Here is a 17,064-nt window from a genome sequence, read left to right on the forward strand (position 1 = left end):
GAGACCCCTGGCCCGCGCCGGGGGTTTTCTCGTTCAGGACCGCATTTCACCGACAATGGCGGCCAGCCGGGACAGATCCTGATCGCGCGACAGCCGGTGATCGCCATCCTCGATCAGGGTGAAGCCCAGCGCAGGCGCCTCGATCAGATCGCGCAGGCGCTCGGCATGGGCCAGAGGCACGCTCTCGTCCTCTCGCCCGTGCAGGATGTGCACGCGGCAGGTCAGAGGCAGAGGGCGGTCCAGCAAGGTCCAGTTGCGGGCCTCGTCGAAAAAACGCCGTGTCAGCACATAGTCGCCCAGACCGTCGGGGTCTGATACCGGCACGGCCCCGTCGCGCATGATGGCCTGGCGCGTCTCGTCGGTGAGCGAGGGCCACATCAGGTCGTGGGCGAAGTCGGGCGCGGGCGCGATCAGGACCAGGCCATGCAGGCGCTCGGGCCGCGCAAGGGCGGCGAGCAGGCTGATCCATCCGCCCATGCTCGATCCGACCAGCACCAGCGGCCCGGCGCTCGCCTCGTCGATCACGGCAAGGGCATCCTCGCGCCAGCGCCCGATGGTGGCCTCGGCGAAATCACCCGAAGAGGCGCCGTGGGCAAAATGGTCGAAGGCCAGATAGCTCCAGCCCCGCTCGCGCGCCAGCGCCTCCAGGTGGCGCGCCTTGGTGCCGTTCATGTCCGAGCGATAGCCGCCGATCCAGACGATGGTGGGGTCTTCGCCCTCGATGCGGCGAAAGGCGATGGTGTGACCATCGGGGCGGGCGAGATGCTGGGTGGTCATGGAAGCTCCCCGATCGGAATGCTTGGCGCGGCGGACGCTTCCTGTTAGCCGACGACAGGGCCAGGGCCCAAGCCCCCGATGCTCAAGTCCGCTGCCCTAAACGCTGCCCGAAACGCTGCCCGAAACGCTGCCCGAAACGCTGCCACGCAAGACCGCCATGACCGAAGCCTCATCCGACCGCTCGCATACGCCGCCCGAAGTCCTGTTCGTGACCTCGAACCGCATTGGCGACTGCGTGATCTCGTCCGGCATCATCGCCGAGATCAACCGCCAGAAGCCCGGCGCGCGCATCACCGTGGCCTGTGGCAGGCCCCCTGCACCCTTCTTCCGTTCGGCGCCGGGCGTCGAGGAGATCATCATTCTCGACAAGAAGCCTCGCGGCGGCCACTGGCTGGAGCTGTGGTGCAAGGTGCGCGCGCGCCGCTGGGACATGGTGATCGACATTCGTGGCTCGGCCCTCGCCTTCCTGCTGAGGGCGCGCGAGCGGCGGGTCTATTCGCGCGCGCTCGAGAAGGGTACGCCCAAGGTCGAGCTGGTCACGCGTCTGATGCGCGCCGATGCGCCCGTCGAGCCCGCCATCTGGCTGGACGCGCGCGCCCATGCCGATGCCGCCGCGGTGCTGGGCCACGATGACGTGCCCATGCTGGCCATCGCGCCCATCGCCCTGCAACCGGGCAAGAGCTGGCCGTCCGATCGCTGGGGCGCGCTGATCGAGGCGCTGAAGGGCGAGCCGCAGATGCAGGGCTGGCGCTATCTGATCGTGGGCGGGCCAGGCGACGAGGCGGCGGCGGCCGATGCCCTGAGGGCGGCGGGCGGCGAGGGCATCGACTTCGTGGGCCGGGGCGACATTCTGGCCGCTGCCGCCGCCCTGTCGCGCGCGCGCATGTTCGTGGGCAACGATTCCGGGCTGATGCACACCTCGGCGGCGCTGGGCCGGCCGACGCTGGGGCTGTTCGGCCCGACCGAATGGTGGCTCTATGGCCCGCGCGGCCCGCGCACCGAGACGCTGGCGTCCAACCAGCACGGCGATTTCGCGCCCATCGAATCCTTGAGCGTCGATCAGGTCAGGGACGCGGTGCTGGCCATGAAGGCGAAATATGAGCTGTGAGCGGCACGGCCATTTTGCACCCTGACTTGATCGAAGGGGGCGGGGCGGTCATATTCGCAGCGCCCACGGGTGGGGGAACCTGCCGGTGAGCGGTCCTGTGCCGTGCATCCGCATCCGATCTGCCCTCTGGCATGAGGGCGTGAGCAAGGGCGGCAGGTGCAACCGGCGCGGGCCGAAGCCCGTTCCGCTATCCATCGGCTGACGCGATCAGCCGACCAGACGTTTCAACAGTCCAGGAGACGAAACCTATTCGCCGTCCCATGCAAGCGCCGCCCGTGAAAGACGGACCGCGCATGAACCAAGATATCCGCGTGCCGCGCGTCCTGCTCATCGACCAGAACGGGGAGAAGCAAGGCATCATGCCGACCTCCGCCGCTCTGGAAGCCGCCGAGGAGGCCGGGCTCGATCTGGTTGAAATCGTCCCCACCGCCGATCCGCCGGTGTGCAAGATCCTCGACTACGGCAAGTTCCGCTTTCAGGAGCAGAAGAAGAAAGCCGAGGCGCGCAAGCGTCAGAAGGTCGTCGAGATCAAGGAAATCAAGCTGCGCCCCAACATCGACACCCATGACTATGAGGTGAAGGCGCGCGCCATGACCCGCTTCTTCGAGGCCGGCGACAAGGTGAAGGTGACCCTGCGCTTCCGGGGCCGCGAGATGGCGCACCCCGAGCTGGGCATGAAGCTGATGCAGCAGGTCAAGGCCGACTTCGAGGAGCAGGCCAAGGTCGAATACGAGCCCCGCATGGAGGGGCGCCAGATGATCATGATCCTGGCGCCGAAGTGACGGCTCACACTGCCCTGGTATGAGACCTGCCCTGTCATGAGACCCGAGAACCCCGGTGGAGCGCTCCGCCGGGGTTTTTCAATGCGGGCCGCATAGCCCTTTAGGGGCCTAGACCTTTTCGCTGATGCGGATGGCGGCGCGACAGCCCGCGCGGATCACGGCGGTCAGCAGCGGATAGGCCGGTGCCTCGCGCGCACCACGCGCGATGGCGTCATCGTGGTGGGCCAGTTCCTCGTCGCGGAACTGGCGGAACCGGTCGGCAAGGTCCGGCGCCTGATCGCCGATGGCGCTGGCGTCCACCTCACGGGCCTGATCGTCGTAGTGCGCGCCGATCACGCTCTCGACCGCCTCGGTGCAGGCGTGCGCCGCCTTCTCGCCCATCAGGGCGGTGCCCACGCCGAGGCCATAGGCCATGACCCGCCACAGCGGCAGCATCAGGGTCGGGCGCACGCGATGGCTGTTCAGCAGATCGTCGAAGGCGGCGAGGTGCACGGCCTCCTCGGCCTGCATACGCGAGAGGTCGGCGGCGAAGTCCTGATGTTGCGGGCTGCGGGAAAAGACGCGGGACTGGGCCTTGTAGATCTCGACCGCGGCGGTCTCTCCGGCGTGATCGACGCGCAGCATCTCGGCCATGCGCGCGCGGGTCGCGCCGCGTCCGGGGCGGGGCAGGGGGATGTCGCGGCTCATGAAGGCCCTCTCGATCCGGGCGCCCGTCAGCTCGGGCCCTTCGGCACAATAGGCTCTGGCTTGCGCGGGCAAAAGCCCCGGCGGGTGCGGCCGATCAGCTTACGGTCCTGATGACCTTGGGCGCGCGCGCATCGCGCGGACGCTTGGCGGCCATGAAGCTAAGCACGGCGAGAGTGACAGAGATCAGCGTGTTCCACCCGGCCATGGACAGGCCCGCAAAGGTCCAGGTGACCGCATCGCACGCGACGATGCGGCTTTCTCTCGCCGTGCCGGTGGCAAGGGCGCGCAGGCCATCGAGGTCGATGCCTCCGGTGATCCCGGCGCACGAGGCTGGCAGCGACCACCAGCCGTATTCGCCGCCCATGTGAAAGCCTGCCGTGATCGCGCTGGCGACGAACACCACCAGCAGCAGAAAGGCGCTGATGCGCGGTGTGCCCCGGCTGGCACGGCTGAACAGGGCCCACAGCGTGGCGGGCAGGGCGATGGCCAGCGCCGCCCAGTAGACCTCGCGCTGGCGCAGGCACAGGGGGCATGGGGCAAGGTCGCCGTAACGCTCAAACGCATGGGCCGCGCCCAGCATGGCCAGCGCCGCCAGGGTGGCAAAGGCGGTCCACCAGCGGACGACAAAGCGCAGAACGGCCATGGGCGGCTTCAAGGTCATGACAGGCCTATTACGGCCTTGCGATGGCTGAGGGAAGGGGCCGCGCTAGAGCAGACGCAGCAGCAGGAAACCGCCCACCAGCAGCATGATTCCCAGTACCGTGAAGGTCAGCAGGCGGCGTTCGATCACGGGCAGCATGGCCGGGCCGAAGGTGCGCACCACATAGGCGATCATGAAATAGCGCGCCCCGCGCGTCACCACCGACAGGGCGATGAACAGCGGAAAGCTGAAGGCGAATATGCCTGAGGCAATGGTCACCACCTTGTAGGGCAGGGGCGTGAAGCCGCCGATCACCACGGCCCAGACCCCGTAACGGTTGAACACGTCCTGACTGCGGGCAAAGATCTCGGCCTTGCCCATCTGTCCCAGCATCCAGATGCCCACCGGTTCTAGGAAATAGCCGATCACATATCCCAGCATCCCGCCCAGCACGGACGCCAGCGTGCACACGGCGGCATAGAAATAGGCGCGGTCGGGCCGCGCCAGCACCATGGGGGCCAGCACCACATCGGGGGGCACCGGAAAGAATGAGCTTTCCGCGAACGAGACCGCGGCCATGGCCTTGGTGGCATGGCGGCTGGCCGCAAGGCGCATGGTCCAGTGATAGAGCCTGCGGATCATGCGCGCACGCGGTCTCCCGGGAGAGTGAGTGGCGATCAGGGCGCCCTTGCGGATGTGCCCTCTAGCAAAGCAGGCCTCGCCTGTCTCGCCCTAAGCGCCCCCTCCAAGGTCGTGCCAAGGCCGGTGCCGCTGCACCCAAGCTTGGATTCCGGGGCCGCAGCCACTAGGTTCCGCGCAGCACCGTGCGCCCGAGCGCGCCCACCCACCTGCCGGAGGAACGATCATGAGCGAGCACACGATGAGCGACAGCGCCCAGGAGATGACGTCCATCGACATCGAGAACCCGCTGGGTCTCGACGGCTTCGAGTTCGTCGAGTTCACCGGGCCGGAGCCTCGGGCCATGATCGAGCGGCTGGAGCTGATGGGCTTTGTCAAGAGCCACGAGCATCCGTCCAACGGTGTGGTGCGACTCGTGCAGGGCGATATCAGCTTTCTGGTCCACACGCGCCCCTCGGGCCACGCGGCCGAGTTCGGCAAGCTGCACGGCCCGTCGGCCAGTGGCATGGCCTTTCGGGTCGACGATGCGAAGGAAGCCTTTGAAGGCGCCGTGTCGCGCGGGGCAAAGGCTGCCGAGGGCGTGAGCGGCGGCGCGCTGGGCGAGGGCTATGACTACATCCTCGAAGGGATCGGCGGCTCGCTGCTCTATCTGGTCGATCGCTATGGCGACAAGGGCTCGCTTTATGGCGACTGGAGCGAGGTCGAGGGCTGGCGCGAGGCCTCGGCCAGGAACAGCGTGGGGCTCGAGGTGCTCGATCACCTGACCCACAATGTGCGCCGCGGCCAGATGCGCACATGGTCGGGCTTCTACGGTCAGATCTTCAACTTCCAGGAACAGAAGTATTTCGACATCAAGGGCAAGGCGACCGGCCTGTTCAGTCAGGCCATGATCGCGCCCGACCGCGCCATCCGCATCCCGCTCAACGAGAGCCAGGACGAGAACTCCCAGATCGAGGAGTTCATCCGCCGCTACAACGGCGAGGGCATCCAGCACATCGCCCTGACGACCGAGAACATCTTCGAGACGGTCGAGGAGATGAAGCGGCGCGGCATCCCCTTCCAGGACACCATGGAGACCTACTACGAGCTGGTCGACAAGCGCGTGCCCGGCCACGGCGAAGATCTGGAGCGCATGAAGAAGAACCGCATCCTGATCGACGGCAACGAGCGCGACGGGATGCTGCTGCAGATCTTCACCCAGGACACCTTCGGCCCGATCTTCTTCGAGATCATCCAGCGCAAGGGCAACCAGGCGTTCGGCGAGGGCAATTTCCAGGCCCTGTTCGACTCCATCGAGCTGGACCAGATCAAGCGCGGCGTCATCAAGGTCGATGCCTGACGACAGTGCGGCTGCCGGGGCGAGGGCTCCGGCTGCCGCCCGCCTCACGCCCGGTGCTGAGTGCCTTGCGACGGGCGTGGCGCGGCGGAGGGCGGCTGGTGCAGGGCCGAGGGCTCCATGGCATCGAGGCGCGATGACAGCCTTCGCACCTCGGCATTGAGGCGCTCCATGTCCGCAGACATCTTCTGAAGATACATCAGGATCAGGGTTTCGGGCTGGGACATGCCCCAAGGTCAGCACGGGGAGGTGACAGGGCCATGACGGATGCGACAAGGTTTTGGGCCGGGGCGTGCGCCCTTGCGGCGACGGCATTTCTGAGCGCGGGCGCTGTCAGCGCCCAGGAGGGGCCGCGCTGGTCGCTGGCCATTCACGGCGGTGCAGGCGTGATCGAGCGCAACAGCCTGACGCCCGAACAGGACGGCGCCTATCGCGAGGCGCTCGCGCGTGCGCTCGCGGCAGGTGAGGAAGTGCTCGCAGGCGGAGGCAGTGCGCTCGATGCCGTCACCATCGCCGTTCAGGTGCTGGAGGACGATCCCCTGTTCAATGCCGGGCGCGGCGCGGTGTTCACGGCGGCCGGCGTCAACGAGCTGGATGCGGCGATCATGGACGGCGAGAGCCTTCAGGCCGGGGCCGTAGCCGGGGTCACGCGCACGCGCCACCCGGTGCGGCTTGCCCGCGCGGTCATGGAGGTCTCGCCCCACGTCATGCTGATCGGCGAGGGCGCAGACGCCTTTGCCGCGGAAGTCGGGCTGGAGCAGGTCGAGCCGGCCTTCTTCTTCACCGAGCGGCGCTGGCGCGGGCTGGAGGCCACCTTGCGTGCGCGCGGCGATGCAATCCCGCCGCGTCCCCAGGGCGCTCCCCTGCCGGAAGGTGCCGACCTCGGCCCGATCCGGGGCCAGGGCCTCGACGAGAACCGCTTTGGCACTGTCGGCGCCGTGGCGCTCGATCAGCAGGGCAGGCTGGCGGCCGCGACATCGACCGGGGGCATGACGGCCAAGCGCTGGGGGCGGGTGGGCGATGTGCCGGTGATCGGCGCGGGCACCTATGCCTCAAACGCCGATGGCTGCGCGGTCTCGGCGACGGGCTCGGGCGAATATTTCATCCGCGCCACCGTGGCGCGGGACATTTGCGCGCGCATGGGTGCTGGCTTGGGCGCGCGCATGGCCGGTCAGGCCGAGATCGACGAGGTGGGCGCGCTGGGCGGTGACGGCGGCGTGATCGTGATGGGCTCTGATGGCCTCAGCGCCTTCGCCATGAACACCTCGGGGATGTATCGTGCGCGCGTCGCATGGAACCGGGCGGCCGAGATCGCTATCTATGCCGACGAGGAGAGCGAGTGATGAGCAAGAAGCACTGGATTCCCGTTCGCGGCGCCGAGGGCGTGCATTCGCGCCAGGCCCACGCCGATCTGCCCGAAGGCACCTTCGAGCGCGAGGTGTCCAAGGAGGGCTTCTTCGGCCCGGCAGCGTTCCTCTATCACCGCAAGCCGCCGACGAGCTGGCAGAGCTTCGAGGGGCCGCTGCGCCCTCGCGCCTTCGACCTGAACGGCCTCGACGAAGCGCAAGCCTCGCCTTGGTCCGCGCCGGTGGTGCTGCACAACCGCTCGGTCGAGGTGCGCTTCTGGAAGCTGTCCGGTGCCATGCCCGATCTGGCGCGCAACGCCGATGGCGACCAGCTGCTGTTCATTCACCGGGGCGAGGGCGATCTGTTCTGCGACTATGGCCAGATGCGCTTCGAGGCGGGCGACTACGTCTATCTGCCGCGCGGCACCATGTGGCGCCTAATGCCGCGCGATCAGGCCCAGGTGCTGATGATCGAGGCCACCAACGGCCACTACACCCTGCCTGACCGGGGCCTGCTCGGCCCCCACGCCATCTTCGATCCGGCCATTCTGGAACATCCGCGCATCAACGAGGCCTTCAAGGCCCATCAGGACGAGCCGGGCGACCATGTGGTGCGCATCAAGAAGCGCGGTCAGGTCTCCAGCGTGACCTTCGACTACAATCCGCTCGATGCGGTGGGCTGGCACGGCGAGCTGGCGCCCGTGCGCCTCAACGTGCGCGACATCCGCCCGGTGATGAGCGCGCGCTATCACCTGCCGCCATCGGCTCACACCACCTTCCTGGCCGACCGCTTCGTGGTCTGCACCTTTGCGCCCCGGCCCTTCGAGACCGATCCGGGCGCGATCAAGATCCCGTTCTTCCACAACAACGACGATTATGACGAGGTGCTGTTCTATCACGCCGGCGACTTCTTCAGCCGCGACAACATCGAGGCCGGCATGATGACCTTCCACCCGTCCGGCTTCACCCACGGCCCGCACCCCAAGGCGCTCAAGAAGATGCTGGTGCAGGACAAGGAGATGACCGACGAATACGCGGTGATGATCGACACGCGCGATCCGCTCGACGTGGGCGAGGACGCAGGCAGCGTCGAGAACCACGCCTATGTCGACAGCTGGAAGACGCCGCGCTGAGCGCTCTGGCCATGAGGGGGCAGGATGAACCGCGCCAGCCAGGGTGATGGCGGTGAGGGCGACATACCCGGCGTCATCGCGCCGCCGCCGCTGATCTTTGCCGCCTTCCTGATCGCGGGCTGGATGGCGGGGCGCTGGCTGGGCCTGCCGACGCTGGGGCAGCTTGCGGGTCTGGAGGCAGGGCTTCGCAACCCTCTGGCCATCGTCCTGATCGTCGTGGGCCTCGGGCTGGAGGCCTGGGCCGCCGGGCGCTTTCGCCGCGCGCGCACCAATGTGGTGCCATGGAAGCCGTCCACCGCGCTGGTGACGGACGGGCCTTACAGCTTCTCGCGCAACCCGATCTATGTGGGCTTTGCCCTCACCTATGCGGGCATTGCGACGGGCCTCGATTCCATCGCGGCGCTGGCGGGCCTGATCCCCTGCCTGATCGTGGTCGAGCGCTTCGTGATCGTGCGCGAGGAGCGGTATCTGGCCGCGCGCTTCGGGGCCGCCTTCGATGACTACCGGCAGAAGGTACGCCGCTGGCTGTGAGGGCGCGTTAACTTTTGGCGTTGCGGCGCGCGGGCGCTGACGGCACTGTGGGGCAGGGCAGATCGCCTCATGGGCCGGGGGAGGCCGTCATGTATCCACTGGAGTTTCCGGTCGAGAATGCGGCGCCGGTGCTCGACCCGACGCTTCTGGCGCTGGCGGGCCTGCTGGTGCTGGCGCTGGTCGTCGTGGCCTTCTGCAGCGGAAGCTGGTGGCGCGGGCGTGAGCTGGGACACAGCCGCGCCCATGTGTGCGAAGACATCTATGACGCCATTGCCAGGGCCGCCGACAAGGCTGCCGGTGCGCGCCGGCCCGAAGTGATCGCGCGCTGTGGCGATCTGGTGCAGGTGCTGGAGCGAACGCTTGGCCCGGTGATCCGGCTGGGCGGGGATCTGGCCCATTTCCATGGGCGGCTGAAGGCGGGGCTGCATCCCGAGGCCGCTTACGAGCCGCCGCCGCGCCCGCGCATCGACAGCCATGCGCCCGCCAGCACGGGCGTTACCAACACCATCGGCGCCCATGCGGTGGTGCACCAGACCTTCATCTCGGGCGAGCCGCGTGACGAGGCGGGTCATGGCGAGCGTGGTCATGGCGAGAAGGGCCGCGGCGACAGTGATGACAGGGGCAAGGACAGCGTGGACATCGCCACCGCCCGCGCGGCGGCCCTCGCGTTCCGGGACTACTGGAGCGAGCGTGCCGCCCGTCTCGATGACCTGCGCGCCGCCCAGAAGGCCCTGCTGACCCATCCGCCGCGCAAGGCCTGAGGCGATGGACCCGAAGCTCTCCAGTCTCAGCCGTCGCAGCCTGATCGCCGGGGCTGCAGCCGGTCTGGTGGGCACCATGAGCGCGCGCCCGGCGGCCGCACAGGTTTCCGCCCTGGGCCTCAGCCGCATCAACGCTCTCGCCCGTCATTTCCTGAGCACTCGCGCCGCGCCGGGCTTCTCCGTGGCGATATCGCGCGGAGGGCAGGTGCTGTTCGAGGGTGCCTTTGGCCGGGCCGACGAAGCGGGCCGCCTACTCACCACCAGCCATCGCCTTCGCATCGGCAGCCTGTCCAAGGTCATCACCGCCACCGCCATAATGATGCTGGTCGAGCGTCAGTGGCTGGGGCTCGAGGATCGGGTCTTCGGGCCGGGCAGCCTGCTTGGCGATCACTTCGGGCCAACGTCGGGCCCGGTGCGCCAGATCAGGGTCTCGCACCTGCTGGGCCACACCGCGGGTGGATGGAGCAATCAGGGGCCTGATCCGCTGTTCTTCCTGGCAGAAGGGACTTCGAACGATGCGATCAGCTGGACCCTTGCGAATGTGCCGCTCAGCACCATGCCCGGCGTGCGTCAGGCCTATTCCAACATGGGCTATGCCATTCTGGGGCGGATCATCGAACAGGTTACAGGCGAGAGCTACGAGACCTGGGTGCGCGACAACCTGCTGGCACGGGCGGGGGCAGGGGGGATGTACATCGGTGAACCGATCCCCGGACAGGGCGAGAGCCGGTACTTCTCGCGCACGCAGGCCCTGCCCTATTCCATCTCGCCGCGCCGCCTCGATTCCTGCGGGGGCTGGGTGGGCACCGCGCGTGAACTGGTCAATCTGATGCTGAGGATCGACGGGTTCGCAGGCGTGCCGGACCTGATCTCCGCCTCCTCGGCCCGCTACATGGGAACAGCCTTCATGAACGGCTCGGATTATGGCCGGGGCTGGATCGTGAACAGCCACTTCGGCAACTGGTGGCACAATGGCATTCTGCCGGGGGCCTCCAGCGTCATGGGCACGACCCATGACGGCTGGTGCTTTGCGCTGCTGGCAAACGGCGGTGATGCGCAAGCCCCGCTCTGGCAGCCGCTCGAGAGGATGGCGGGCGATATCATTCGTGCGGTGCCCGAGTGGCAGAGCCTGCCGAGCCTGCGACGCTTTCAGAACTAAGACCCGTCGACCTGAACACCGGGCTTTCCCACCGGGGGCGGATGGCGCTAAGTCTGGGGCATGAAACTCGCCTCGCTCAAGCATGGCCGTGACGGCCGCCTCGTGGTCGTGTCCAACGACCTTCACTGGTACACCGATGCCTTCCTGATCGCGCCGACCTTGCAGGCCGCGCTGGACGACTGGGAGCGGTGCGCGCCGCGTCTGGCCGCCCTGGCCGAAAGCCTGGAGCACGACGCTGTTCCCAAGGGCCGCTTTCACGAGCGCGAGGCCGATGCGCCCCTGCCGCGGGCCTATCAGTGGGCCGACGGCTCGGCCTATGTGAACCACGTCGAGCTGGTGCGAAAGGCGCGCGGCGCCGAGATGCCCGAGAGCTTCTGGACCGACCCGCTCATGTATCAGGGCGGCTCTGACACCATGCTGGCCCCGCGCGATCCGATCCCGCTGGCTGACGAGGCGTGGGGCTGTGACTGCGAGGGCGAGATCGTGGTCGTCACCGATGATGTGCCCCAGGGTGTCAGCCGCGAGGAGGCCCTGTCGCACATCAAGCTGGTCGGTCTGGTCAACGATGTCAGCTTGCGCAACCTGATCCCCGCAGAGCTGGCCAAGGGTTTCGGCTTCGTGCAGTCCAAGCCCGCATCAGCCCTGTCGCCGGTGCTGGTCACGCCTGAAAGCCTCGGCGAGAACTTTCGTGACGGCAAGCTGCACGGGCCGCTGCTGGTGAGCATCAACGGCCAGCCGTTCGGCCGCGCCGATGCAGGCGTGGACATGACCTTCTGTTTCGGCACCCTGATCGCGCACCTGGCCAAGACCCGCAGCCTCGGCGCAGGCTCTATCATCGGCTCGGGCACGGTCTCGAACCGCGATGCGGATGGCGGACCGGGGCGCCCCGTCAGCGACGGCGGTCTCGGCTACAGCTGCATTGCCGAGGTGCGCATGGTCGAGACCATCCTCAAGGGCAAGCCCGAGACGCCGTTCCTCAAGGCCGGCGATCAGGTGCGCATCGAGATGCTGGACGAGCGCGGCCGCTCCATCTTCGGCGCGATTGAACAGACGGTGGCGTGAACGGCTTAAGGTCCGCCGCATTTGCCGCCCGCGCGCGATCGTGTTTAGTCTGAAGCCGTCAGTGTTGCAGACACGGGAGGACGGCATGAGAAGGTGGCATGACGGGGCAGTGGGAGCCGCAGCGGGTGTGTTCGCAGCGGGGGCGGTACTGGTTTCGGCCGGGACTGCGACAGCTCAGGACGCGGTTCCCTCGTGGCAGCTGGACAACCGGGGCAGCGTGGCCTCGGCGCGCTATGAGTCGGGCGTGACCCTGCTGGTGCGCTGCGAAGGTGGCCAGCTCGACGTGATCCTGACGCTTGTGGCGCCCATCGAGGCCACCCATGTGCCGGTGCAGGTCAGCCTTGATGGTGGTCCCGCCGAGGCCCAGCGCTGGCTGATTTCCAGGTCCGGCCAGACGATCTTTGCCCGCCAGCCCGTGCGCCTTGCCCGCCAGCTGGCCGGGGCGCGCACGCTCACTGTGGCGATCGAGCACGGCGGCGTGCTGCGCTATGAGCTGGACGCGCCCGAGCGTGCGCCAGTGCTGAACCAGGTGGTCTCGGGCTGTGGCAGCGCCCGGGTGGCTGACAGCGCTGCGGCGGTGGAGCAGCCGCGCTTTTCACGCACGCCCGAGGGCCACCGCATCGCCGCCGCCTTCCCCGCCCGCGCCTTCGACAGACGCATCAGCGGCGAGGGCGAGGTGGAGTGCGTGACCACGCGCACAGGTGCGCTGCGCCAGTGCATCTGGCTGCGCGAGAGCCCCGAGGGCTACGGCTTCGGAGACGCTTCGGCGGCCCTGGCCGGTGACTATCGCACCACGGGCCTTGCCGAGGAGACGCTGGTTCGGTTCCCCGTGCGCTGGCGGGTCGAATAGGCGGCGCGCCGGTCCTGACGCGCCCTGGTCCGCGGCGGTGCGATTTCGCGCGAGGCGCGTCTCGACCTGCGGAAAAAATCGGCTAGATTGCGCGCCCTCGCACCGGGCTGCCGGCCCGTGCCGGGCCCCGGTGGCGAAATGGTAGACGCGGCAGACTCAAAATCTGCTGTCCGTGAGGACGTGTTGGTTCGAGTCCGACCCGGGGCACCACCTTCAAGGCTGGTTTGGCAGGCAAGGCTGGTTTGGCGCGGCAGTCAGCCCTTGCGGGGCGGCGTTTCGCGCAGGGCGTCGCGGATCTCGGTCAGCAGGGCCTCGGTCGGCGTGGGTGCCGGGGGCGTTGCGGGCGCGGGATCGGCGGCCTGCTGGCGGCGCAGGCGGTTGATGTAGCGCACCATCATGAACACCACGAAGGCCACGATCAGGAACTGGATGATCGTGTTGATGAAGGCGCCGTACTGGATGGCGACCTTCTCGATTTCCTCGGTGGCCGGGTTCTCGGGCACCAGAACCCATTCGAGCTGGGCAAAGTCCACGCGGCCGAGCAGCAGCCCGATGGGCGGCATGATGACCTGATCGACCAGGCTGGTGACGATGCGCCCGAACGAGGCGCCGATGATCACGCCCACCGCCAGATCGACGACATTGCCGCGGGCGGCGAACTCCTTGAACTCGGTCAGAAGGCCCATGGGCGTGTCTCCGGGCTGGCTCAGTCGGCGTTCAGGCGCTGGCGCAGTTCCTTGCCGCTCTTGAAGAAGGGCACGGCCTTGGCGGGCACCTCAACGGCCTCGCCGGTGCGCGGATTGCGGCCCATGCGTGCGGGGCGCGCGCGCACCGAAAAGGCACCGAAGCCGCGCAGCTCGACACGCCCGCCATTGGAGAGGGCATTGGTCATGGAGCCCAGGATAACGCCCACCACCCGCTCGACCTCGGCATGGGTCAGGTGCGGGTTCTCGTCAGCAAGACGCTCGATCAGTTCCGACTTGATCATCTGCCCCTCAAATATGGTCCCAACAAAAGCGCGCCGACCTTAGCCCTCGCGCGCCGGGGGAAAAACCCCTGAGTCACGCAATTTCATCGCCATTCGTGCTTAACGCCTGCGCTGCCCGCGCGGATTTAATCACCCATAGATTGTGCTTAGTTGCGCATCATGCAATCCCAGATAGAGTTAAAGGGCAGGCGCGCGCCTTGCCTGCGGCCTGCTTCAGGAGGGGCTCATGGCCTTGCGTGAATGCACACCCTTTGACCGCGAGGCGCTCAACGCCCTGCGCAGGCGGGTCTGGTGGCCCGAGCGTTCGCGCGCCAGCTGGTGCTGGCTGATGCGGCACCCGGTGCGACAGGAGCGGGGCGATCCTTTGGGCTGGGTGATCACGCGCGAGGATCAGGTGCGCGCCTGCCTGGGGCTTATGGTCGAGACCTATGTCCATCAGGGCGCGCGCCTCTTTGCTGCCACCGGCCACTCGCTGATCGTGCCGCCCGTCATGAAGGGCCGCTCGAAGGCGCTGATCGAGACCTTCCTCGATGTGAAGGGTGTGTTCGCGCACCACACGCTCAATGCCAATGCCCGCTCCAGTCCAATCTATGGCCGCTTTGGCATGGTGCCTCACCCGCCTCAGACCCATGCGCTGAAGCTGTCATGGTGCCTCGATCCGCTCGCCTGCGCCCAGGCGAGGGGCTATCGCGCCATCGCCCGGCAGGCACCGAGGCTGGCCCATGCGCTCGGTGAGCGGTTGCTGGGTCCGCGCCTGCATCGCCCCATTCATGCGCGCATGGAGCCGGGGGTGGTGTTCGTCTCGTGCGAAAGTGCCGCCTGGCAGAGGTTCTGGGATGGCCTGCAAGGATCGGGGCGCCTGATGCTGGACCGCAGCCCCGCCATGATGCGCTGGCGCATGAGCGATCCCGACCAGACCACCGTGCCCGTGCTGCTGGGCTTTGTCGAGGATGGTGAGCTGAGCGCGGCGGCCTTCGCGCAGGTGGGCAAGGACGACGCCCTGTCCGCCCCCGTGCTGGAGGTGCTGGATCTGGTGGCCCTGTCCGGTGCGGCGGTGCGCGGCCACTCCGCCCTGATCAGGGCGCTGAAGCGCATCGGGCGGGCGCTTGGCGCGGCCAAGCTGAGGCTGCCGGTCGTCAGTCCCGAGGTGCTGGATGCGCTCGGCCCCATGGCCGATGAGGCAAGGGTGGAAGGCGGCTGGGGCCACTGTCATGTCAGGTTCGCCCCCGGCGAGGAGGCGCGCTGGCAGGGCGTCTGGCAGCCCATGGGCCTCGATGGCGATTATGTCGCCTGCCTGCGCCCGGCGCCACTGCGTGGCAAGGCGAGGGCCGTGCAAGATCTTGCGGTGGCGGACGAAAAAGCCCCGGAGCGCGGGGCGCTCCGGGGCCGGATCGTGCAGGGGTTCCAGGAACCCGCGGCGGGCTATCAGTCCTTGGAGCCCTGCTTTTCGCGCAGGGCCGCGCCCAGGATGTCACCGAGCGAAGCGCCCGAGTCCTGAGAGCCGAACTGCTCGACCGCTTCCTTCTCCTCGGCCATCTCCAGGGCCTTGATCGACACCGAGATGCGGCGGCTGGCCTTGTCGATGGCGGTGATCAGGGCATCGACGCGGTCGCCAACGGCAAAGCGCTCGGGGCGCTGCTCGGCGCGGTCGCGCGACAGGTCCGACTTGCGGATGAAGGCGGTGGCCGGGGCGTTCTCGTCGCCGAAGCGCACCTCGATGCCGCCCGACTCGATGGCCGTGACGGTGACGGTCACGGTCTGACCCTTGCGGAAGGTGTCGCCTTCCATCGGATCGCCGCCCAGCTGCTTGATGCCGAGGCTGACGCGCTCCTTGTCGATGTCCACGTCCAGCACGCGGGCCTTGACCATCTCACCCTTGCTGTAGCGCTGGATGGCTTCCTCGCCCGGCGTGTTCCAGTCGATGTCCGACAGGTGGACCATGCCGTCGATCTCGTTGTCCAGACCGATGAACAGGCCGAATTCGGTGGCGTTCTTGACCTCGCCCTCGACTTCGGAGCCGATGGGATGCGCCTCCAGGAAGGCCTCCCACGGATTGGCCTGGGCCTGCTTGAGGCCCAGCGAGATGCGGCGCTTGGTCGAATCGACGTCCAGCACCACCACTTCGACTTCCTGCGAGGTCGAGACGATCTTGCCGGGGTGAACGTTCTTCTTGGTCCAGGACATTTCCGAGACGTGAACCAGGCCCTCGACGCCCGCTTCCAGCTCCACGAAGGCGCCGTAGTCGGTGATGTTGGTGACGCGGCCGCTCATCTTGGCGCCCGAGGGATACTTGGCCTCGACGCCTTCCCACGGATCGGACTGGAGCTGCTTCATGCCCAGCGAGATGCGCTGGGTCTCGGGGTTGATCTTGATGACCTGCACCTTGACGGTGTCGCCCACGGCCAGCACCTGCGAGGGGTGGCTGACGCGCTTCCAGCTCATGTCGGTGACGTGCAGCAGGCCGTCGATGCCGCCCAGATCCACGAACGCACCGTAGTCGGTGATGTTCTTGACCACGCCTTCGCGCACTTCGCCTTCCTGCAGCTGGCCGACCAGTTCGGTGCGCTGTTCGGCGCGCGCTTCCTCGAGGATGGCGCGGCGCGAGACGACGATGTTGCCGCGCGGGCGGTCCATCTTGAGGATCGAGAACGGCTGTTCCTTGCCCATCAGGGGCGCGATGTCGCGCACGGGGCGGATGTCGACCTGCGAGCCAGGCAGGAAGGCCGAGGCGCCGCCCAGATCGACGGTGAAGCCGCCCTTCACGCGCCCGACGATGGCACCCATGACCGGCTCGCCCTTTTCGAACACGCCCTCGAGGCGCGTCCAGGCTTCCTCGCGGCGGGCCTTCTCGCGGCTGATGACCGCCTCGCCCATCGCGTTCTCGACGCGCTCCAGATAGACCTCGACGGTCTCGCCGGCCTTGGGCAGGCTTGCGCCCTCGCCCTGGCCGAACTCCTTGAGCGGCACGCGGCCTTCGGTCTTGAGGCCGACATCGACGATCACGAAGTCCTTTTCGACGGAGACGACGCGGCCGTGGACGACCTGGCCTTCGCCGAAATCGCGGCCCGAGAGCTGCTCGTCGAGCAGGGCGGCGAAATCATCGCGGGTGGGGTTGAGAAGCTGGGTATCGGTCATGAGGGATAAGGGTTCCGGCGGCGCTTTCATGGCCGGGACAGCCCCTTTGCGGGGCATGGCCGGGCGCGGCGCAGCACATCTGGCTGGAGGTTGAGGTTCAGTCGGTCCGGTGCGGGATCGGAGCGCGAGC

At 67.7% G+C, this 17,064-nt stretch carries 19 protein-coding genes and 1 tRNA gene; 12 read left to right on the plus strand and 8 right to left on the minus strand.

Going from position 1 to position 17,064, the window contains the following annotated elements; genetic code table 11:
* Nucleotides 1–33: 33 nt before the first annotated feature.
* Nucleotides 34–777: an alpha/beta fold hydrolase gene (locus ACK4E3_RS09015; RefSeq protein ID WP_409699432.1), complete on the minus strand. Its 744-nt coding sequence runs from the start codon at nucleotides 775–777 to the stop codon at nucleotides 34–36.
* 157 nt (nucleotides 778–934) lie between these two features.
* Between ACK4E3_RS09015 and ACK4E3_RS09020 the strand changes: the two genes are divergently transcribed.
* Both ACK4E3_RS09020 and infC read left to right on the plus strand, forming a co-directional pair.
* Nucleotides 935–1,885 (plus strand): glycosyltransferase family 9 protein, encoded by a 951-nt coding sequence (locus ACK4E3_RS09020; protein WP_409699435.1) that lies wholly within the window; start codon nucleotides 935–937, stop codon nucleotides 1,883–1,885.
* A gap of 260 nt (nucleotides 1,886–2,145) precedes the next feature.
* On the plus strand, nucleotides 2,146–2,667 hold the full coding sequence (gene infC, locus ACK4E3_RS09025; RefSeq protein WP_409699437.1) for a translation initiation factor IF-3: 522 nt from the start codon (nucleotides 2,146–2,148) through the stop codon (nucleotides 2,665–2,667).
* Nucleotides 2,668–2,775: 108 nt separating this feature from the next.
* Here infC and ACK4E3_RS09030 read toward each other — a convergent pair whose 3' ends face one another.
* The 3 genes from ACK4E3_RS09030 to ACK4E3_RS09040 form a co-directional block, all read right to left on the minus strand.
* Nucleotides 2,776–3,354, minus strand: coding sequence for a demethoxyubiquinone hydroxylase family protein (locus ACK4E3_RS09030; RefSeq protein WP_409699440.1), 579 nt, complete (start codon nucleotides 3,352–3,354; stop codon nucleotides 2,776–2,778).
* 94 nt (nucleotides 3,355–3,448) lie between these two features.
* On the minus strand, nucleotides 3,449–4,015 hold the full coding sequence (locus tag ACK4E3_RS09035; RefSeq protein ID WP_409699443.1) for a disulfide bond formation protein B: 567 nt from the start codon (nucleotides 4,013–4,015) through the stop codon (nucleotides 3,449–3,451).
* A gap of 45 nt (nucleotides 4,016–4,060) precedes the next feature.
* On the minus strand, nucleotides 4,061–4,636 hold the full coding sequence (locus tag ACK4E3_RS09040) for a YqaA family protein (RefSeq protein WP_409699445.1): 576 nt from the start codon (nucleotides 4,634–4,636) through the stop codon (nucleotides 4,061–4,063).
* A 259-nt stretch (nucleotides 4,637–4,895) separates the two neighbouring features.
* Here ACK4E3_RS09040 and hppD point away from each other — a divergent pair, with 259 nt between their 5' ends.
* Complete coding sequence (gene hppD, locus ACK4E3_RS09045) at nucleotides 4,896–5,972, plus strand: 4-hydroxyphenylpyruvate dioxygenase (RefSeq protein ID WP_409701208.1); 1,077 nt, start codon at nucleotides 4,896–4,898, stop codon at nucleotides 5,970–5,972.
* Nucleotides 5,973–6,016: 44 nt separating this feature from the next.
* Here the strand turns inward: hppD and ACK4E3_RS09050 are convergent, their stop codons facing one another.
* Nucleotides 6,017–6,196 carry a hypothetical protein gene (locus ACK4E3_RS09050; RefSeq protein WP_409699448.1) on the minus strand — a complete coding sequence of 60 codons (180 nt, stop codon included), beginning with the start codon at nucleotides 6,194–6,196 and terminating at the stop codon, nucleotides 6,017–6,019.
* 33 nt (nucleotides 6,197–6,229) lie between these two features.
* Between ACK4E3_RS09050 and ACK4E3_RS09055 the strand changes: the two genes are divergently transcribed.
* The 8 genes from ACK4E3_RS09055 (at nucleotide 6,230) to ACK4E3_RS09090 (ending at nucleotide 13,021) form a co-directional block, all read left to right on the plus strand.
* Nucleotides 6,230–7,312, plus strand: coding sequence for an isoaspartyl peptidase/L-asparaginase family protein (locus ACK4E3_RS09055; protein ID WP_409699451.1), 1,083 nt, complete (start codon nucleotides 6,230–6,232; stop codon nucleotides 7,310–7,312).
* Nucleotides 7,312–8,448 carry a homogentisate 1,2-dioxygenase gene (locus tag ACK4E3_RS09060; protein WP_409699454.1) on the plus strand — a complete coding sequence of 379 codons (1,137 nt, stop codon included), beginning with the start codon at nucleotides 7,312–7,314 and terminating at the stop codon, nucleotides 8,446–8,448. The genes ACK4E3_RS09055 and ACK4E3_RS09060 overlap by 1 nt, the downstream gene beginning before the upstream one ends.
* Before the next feature lie 24 nt (nucleotides 8,449–8,472).
* On the plus strand, nucleotides 8,473–8,979 hold the full coding sequence (locus ACK4E3_RS09065) for a methyltransferase family protein (protein WP_409699457.1): 507 nt from the start codon (nucleotides 8,473–8,475) through the stop codon (nucleotides 8,977–8,979).
* 89 nt (nucleotides 8,980–9,068) lie between these two features.
* Nucleotides 9,069–9,740 carry a hypothetical protein gene (locus ACK4E3_RS09070; RefSeq protein WP_409699460.1) on the plus strand — a complete coding sequence of 224 codons (672 nt, stop codon included), beginning with the start codon at nucleotides 9,069–9,071 and terminating at the stop codon, nucleotides 9,738–9,740.
* Between the two features lie 4 nt (nucleotides 9,741–9,744).
* Entirely contained in the window at nucleotides 9,745–10,899 is a 1,155-nt protein-coding gene (locus tag ACK4E3_RS09075; RefSeq protein WP_409699463.1) for a serine hydrolase domain-containing protein, read from the plus strand.
* Nucleotides 10,900–10,959: 60 nt separating this feature from the next.
* On the plus strand, nucleotides 10,960–11,961 hold the full coding sequence (locus ACK4E3_RS09080; RefSeq protein WP_409699466.1) for a fumarylacetoacetate hydrolase family protein: 1,002 nt from the start codon (nucleotides 10,960–10,962) through the stop codon (nucleotides 11,959–11,961).
* Between the two features lie 85 nt (nucleotides 11,962–12,046).
* Nucleotides 12,047–12,811, plus strand: a complete 765-nt coding sequence (locus ACK4E3_RS09085; protein ID WP_409699469.1) for a hypothetical protein — start codon at nucleotides 12,047–12,049, stop codon at nucleotides 12,809–12,811.
* Nucleotides 12,812–12,935: 124 nt separating this feature from the next.
* Nucleotides 12,936–13,021, plus strand: a tRNA-Leu gene (locus tag ACK4E3_RS09090).
* Between the two features lie 44 nt (nucleotides 13,022–13,065).
* Here the strand turns inward: ACK4E3_RS09090 and mscL are convergent.
* Nucleotides 13,066–13,497 (minus strand): large-conductance mechanosensitive channel protein MscL, encoded by a 432-nt coding sequence (gene mscL, locus ACK4E3_RS09095; RefSeq protein WP_409699472.1) that lies wholly within the window; start codon nucleotides 13,495–13,497, stop codon nucleotides 13,066–13,068.
* Between the two features lie 20 nt (nucleotides 13,498–13,517).
* Nucleotides 13,518–13,814 (minus strand): integration host factor subunit beta, encoded by a 297-nt coding sequence (locus ACK4E3_RS09100; RefSeq protein ID WP_409701211.1) that lies wholly within the window; start codon nucleotides 13,812–13,814, stop codon nucleotides 13,518–13,520.
* Between the two features lie 211 nt (nucleotides 13,815–14,025).
* Here ACK4E3_RS09100 and ACK4E3_RS09105 point away from each other — a divergent pair, with 211 nt between their 5' ends.
* Nucleotides 14,026–15,297 (plus strand): N-acetyltransferase, encoded by a 1,272-nt coding sequence (locus ACK4E3_RS09105; protein ID WP_409699475.1) that lies wholly within the window; start codon nucleotides 14,026–14,028, stop codon nucleotides 15,295–15,297.
* Here the strand turns inward: ACK4E3_RS09105 and rpsA are convergent.
* Nucleotides 15,225–16,934, minus strand: a complete 1,710-nt coding sequence (gene rpsA, locus ACK4E3_RS09110; protein WP_409699478.1) for a 30S ribosomal protein S1 — start codon at nucleotides 16,932–16,934, stop codon at nucleotides 15,225–15,227. The two genes, ACK4E3_RS09105 and rpsA, sit on opposite strands and share 73 nt — an antisense overlap.
* Nucleotides 16,935–17,064 lie beyond the last annotated feature (130 nt).

Origin of the sequence: Brevundimonas sp., assembly GCF_046299595.1 — a bacterium.
Taxonomy (GTDB): Bacteria; Pseudomonadota; Alphaproteobacteria; order Caulobacterales; family Caulobacteraceae; genus Brevundimonas.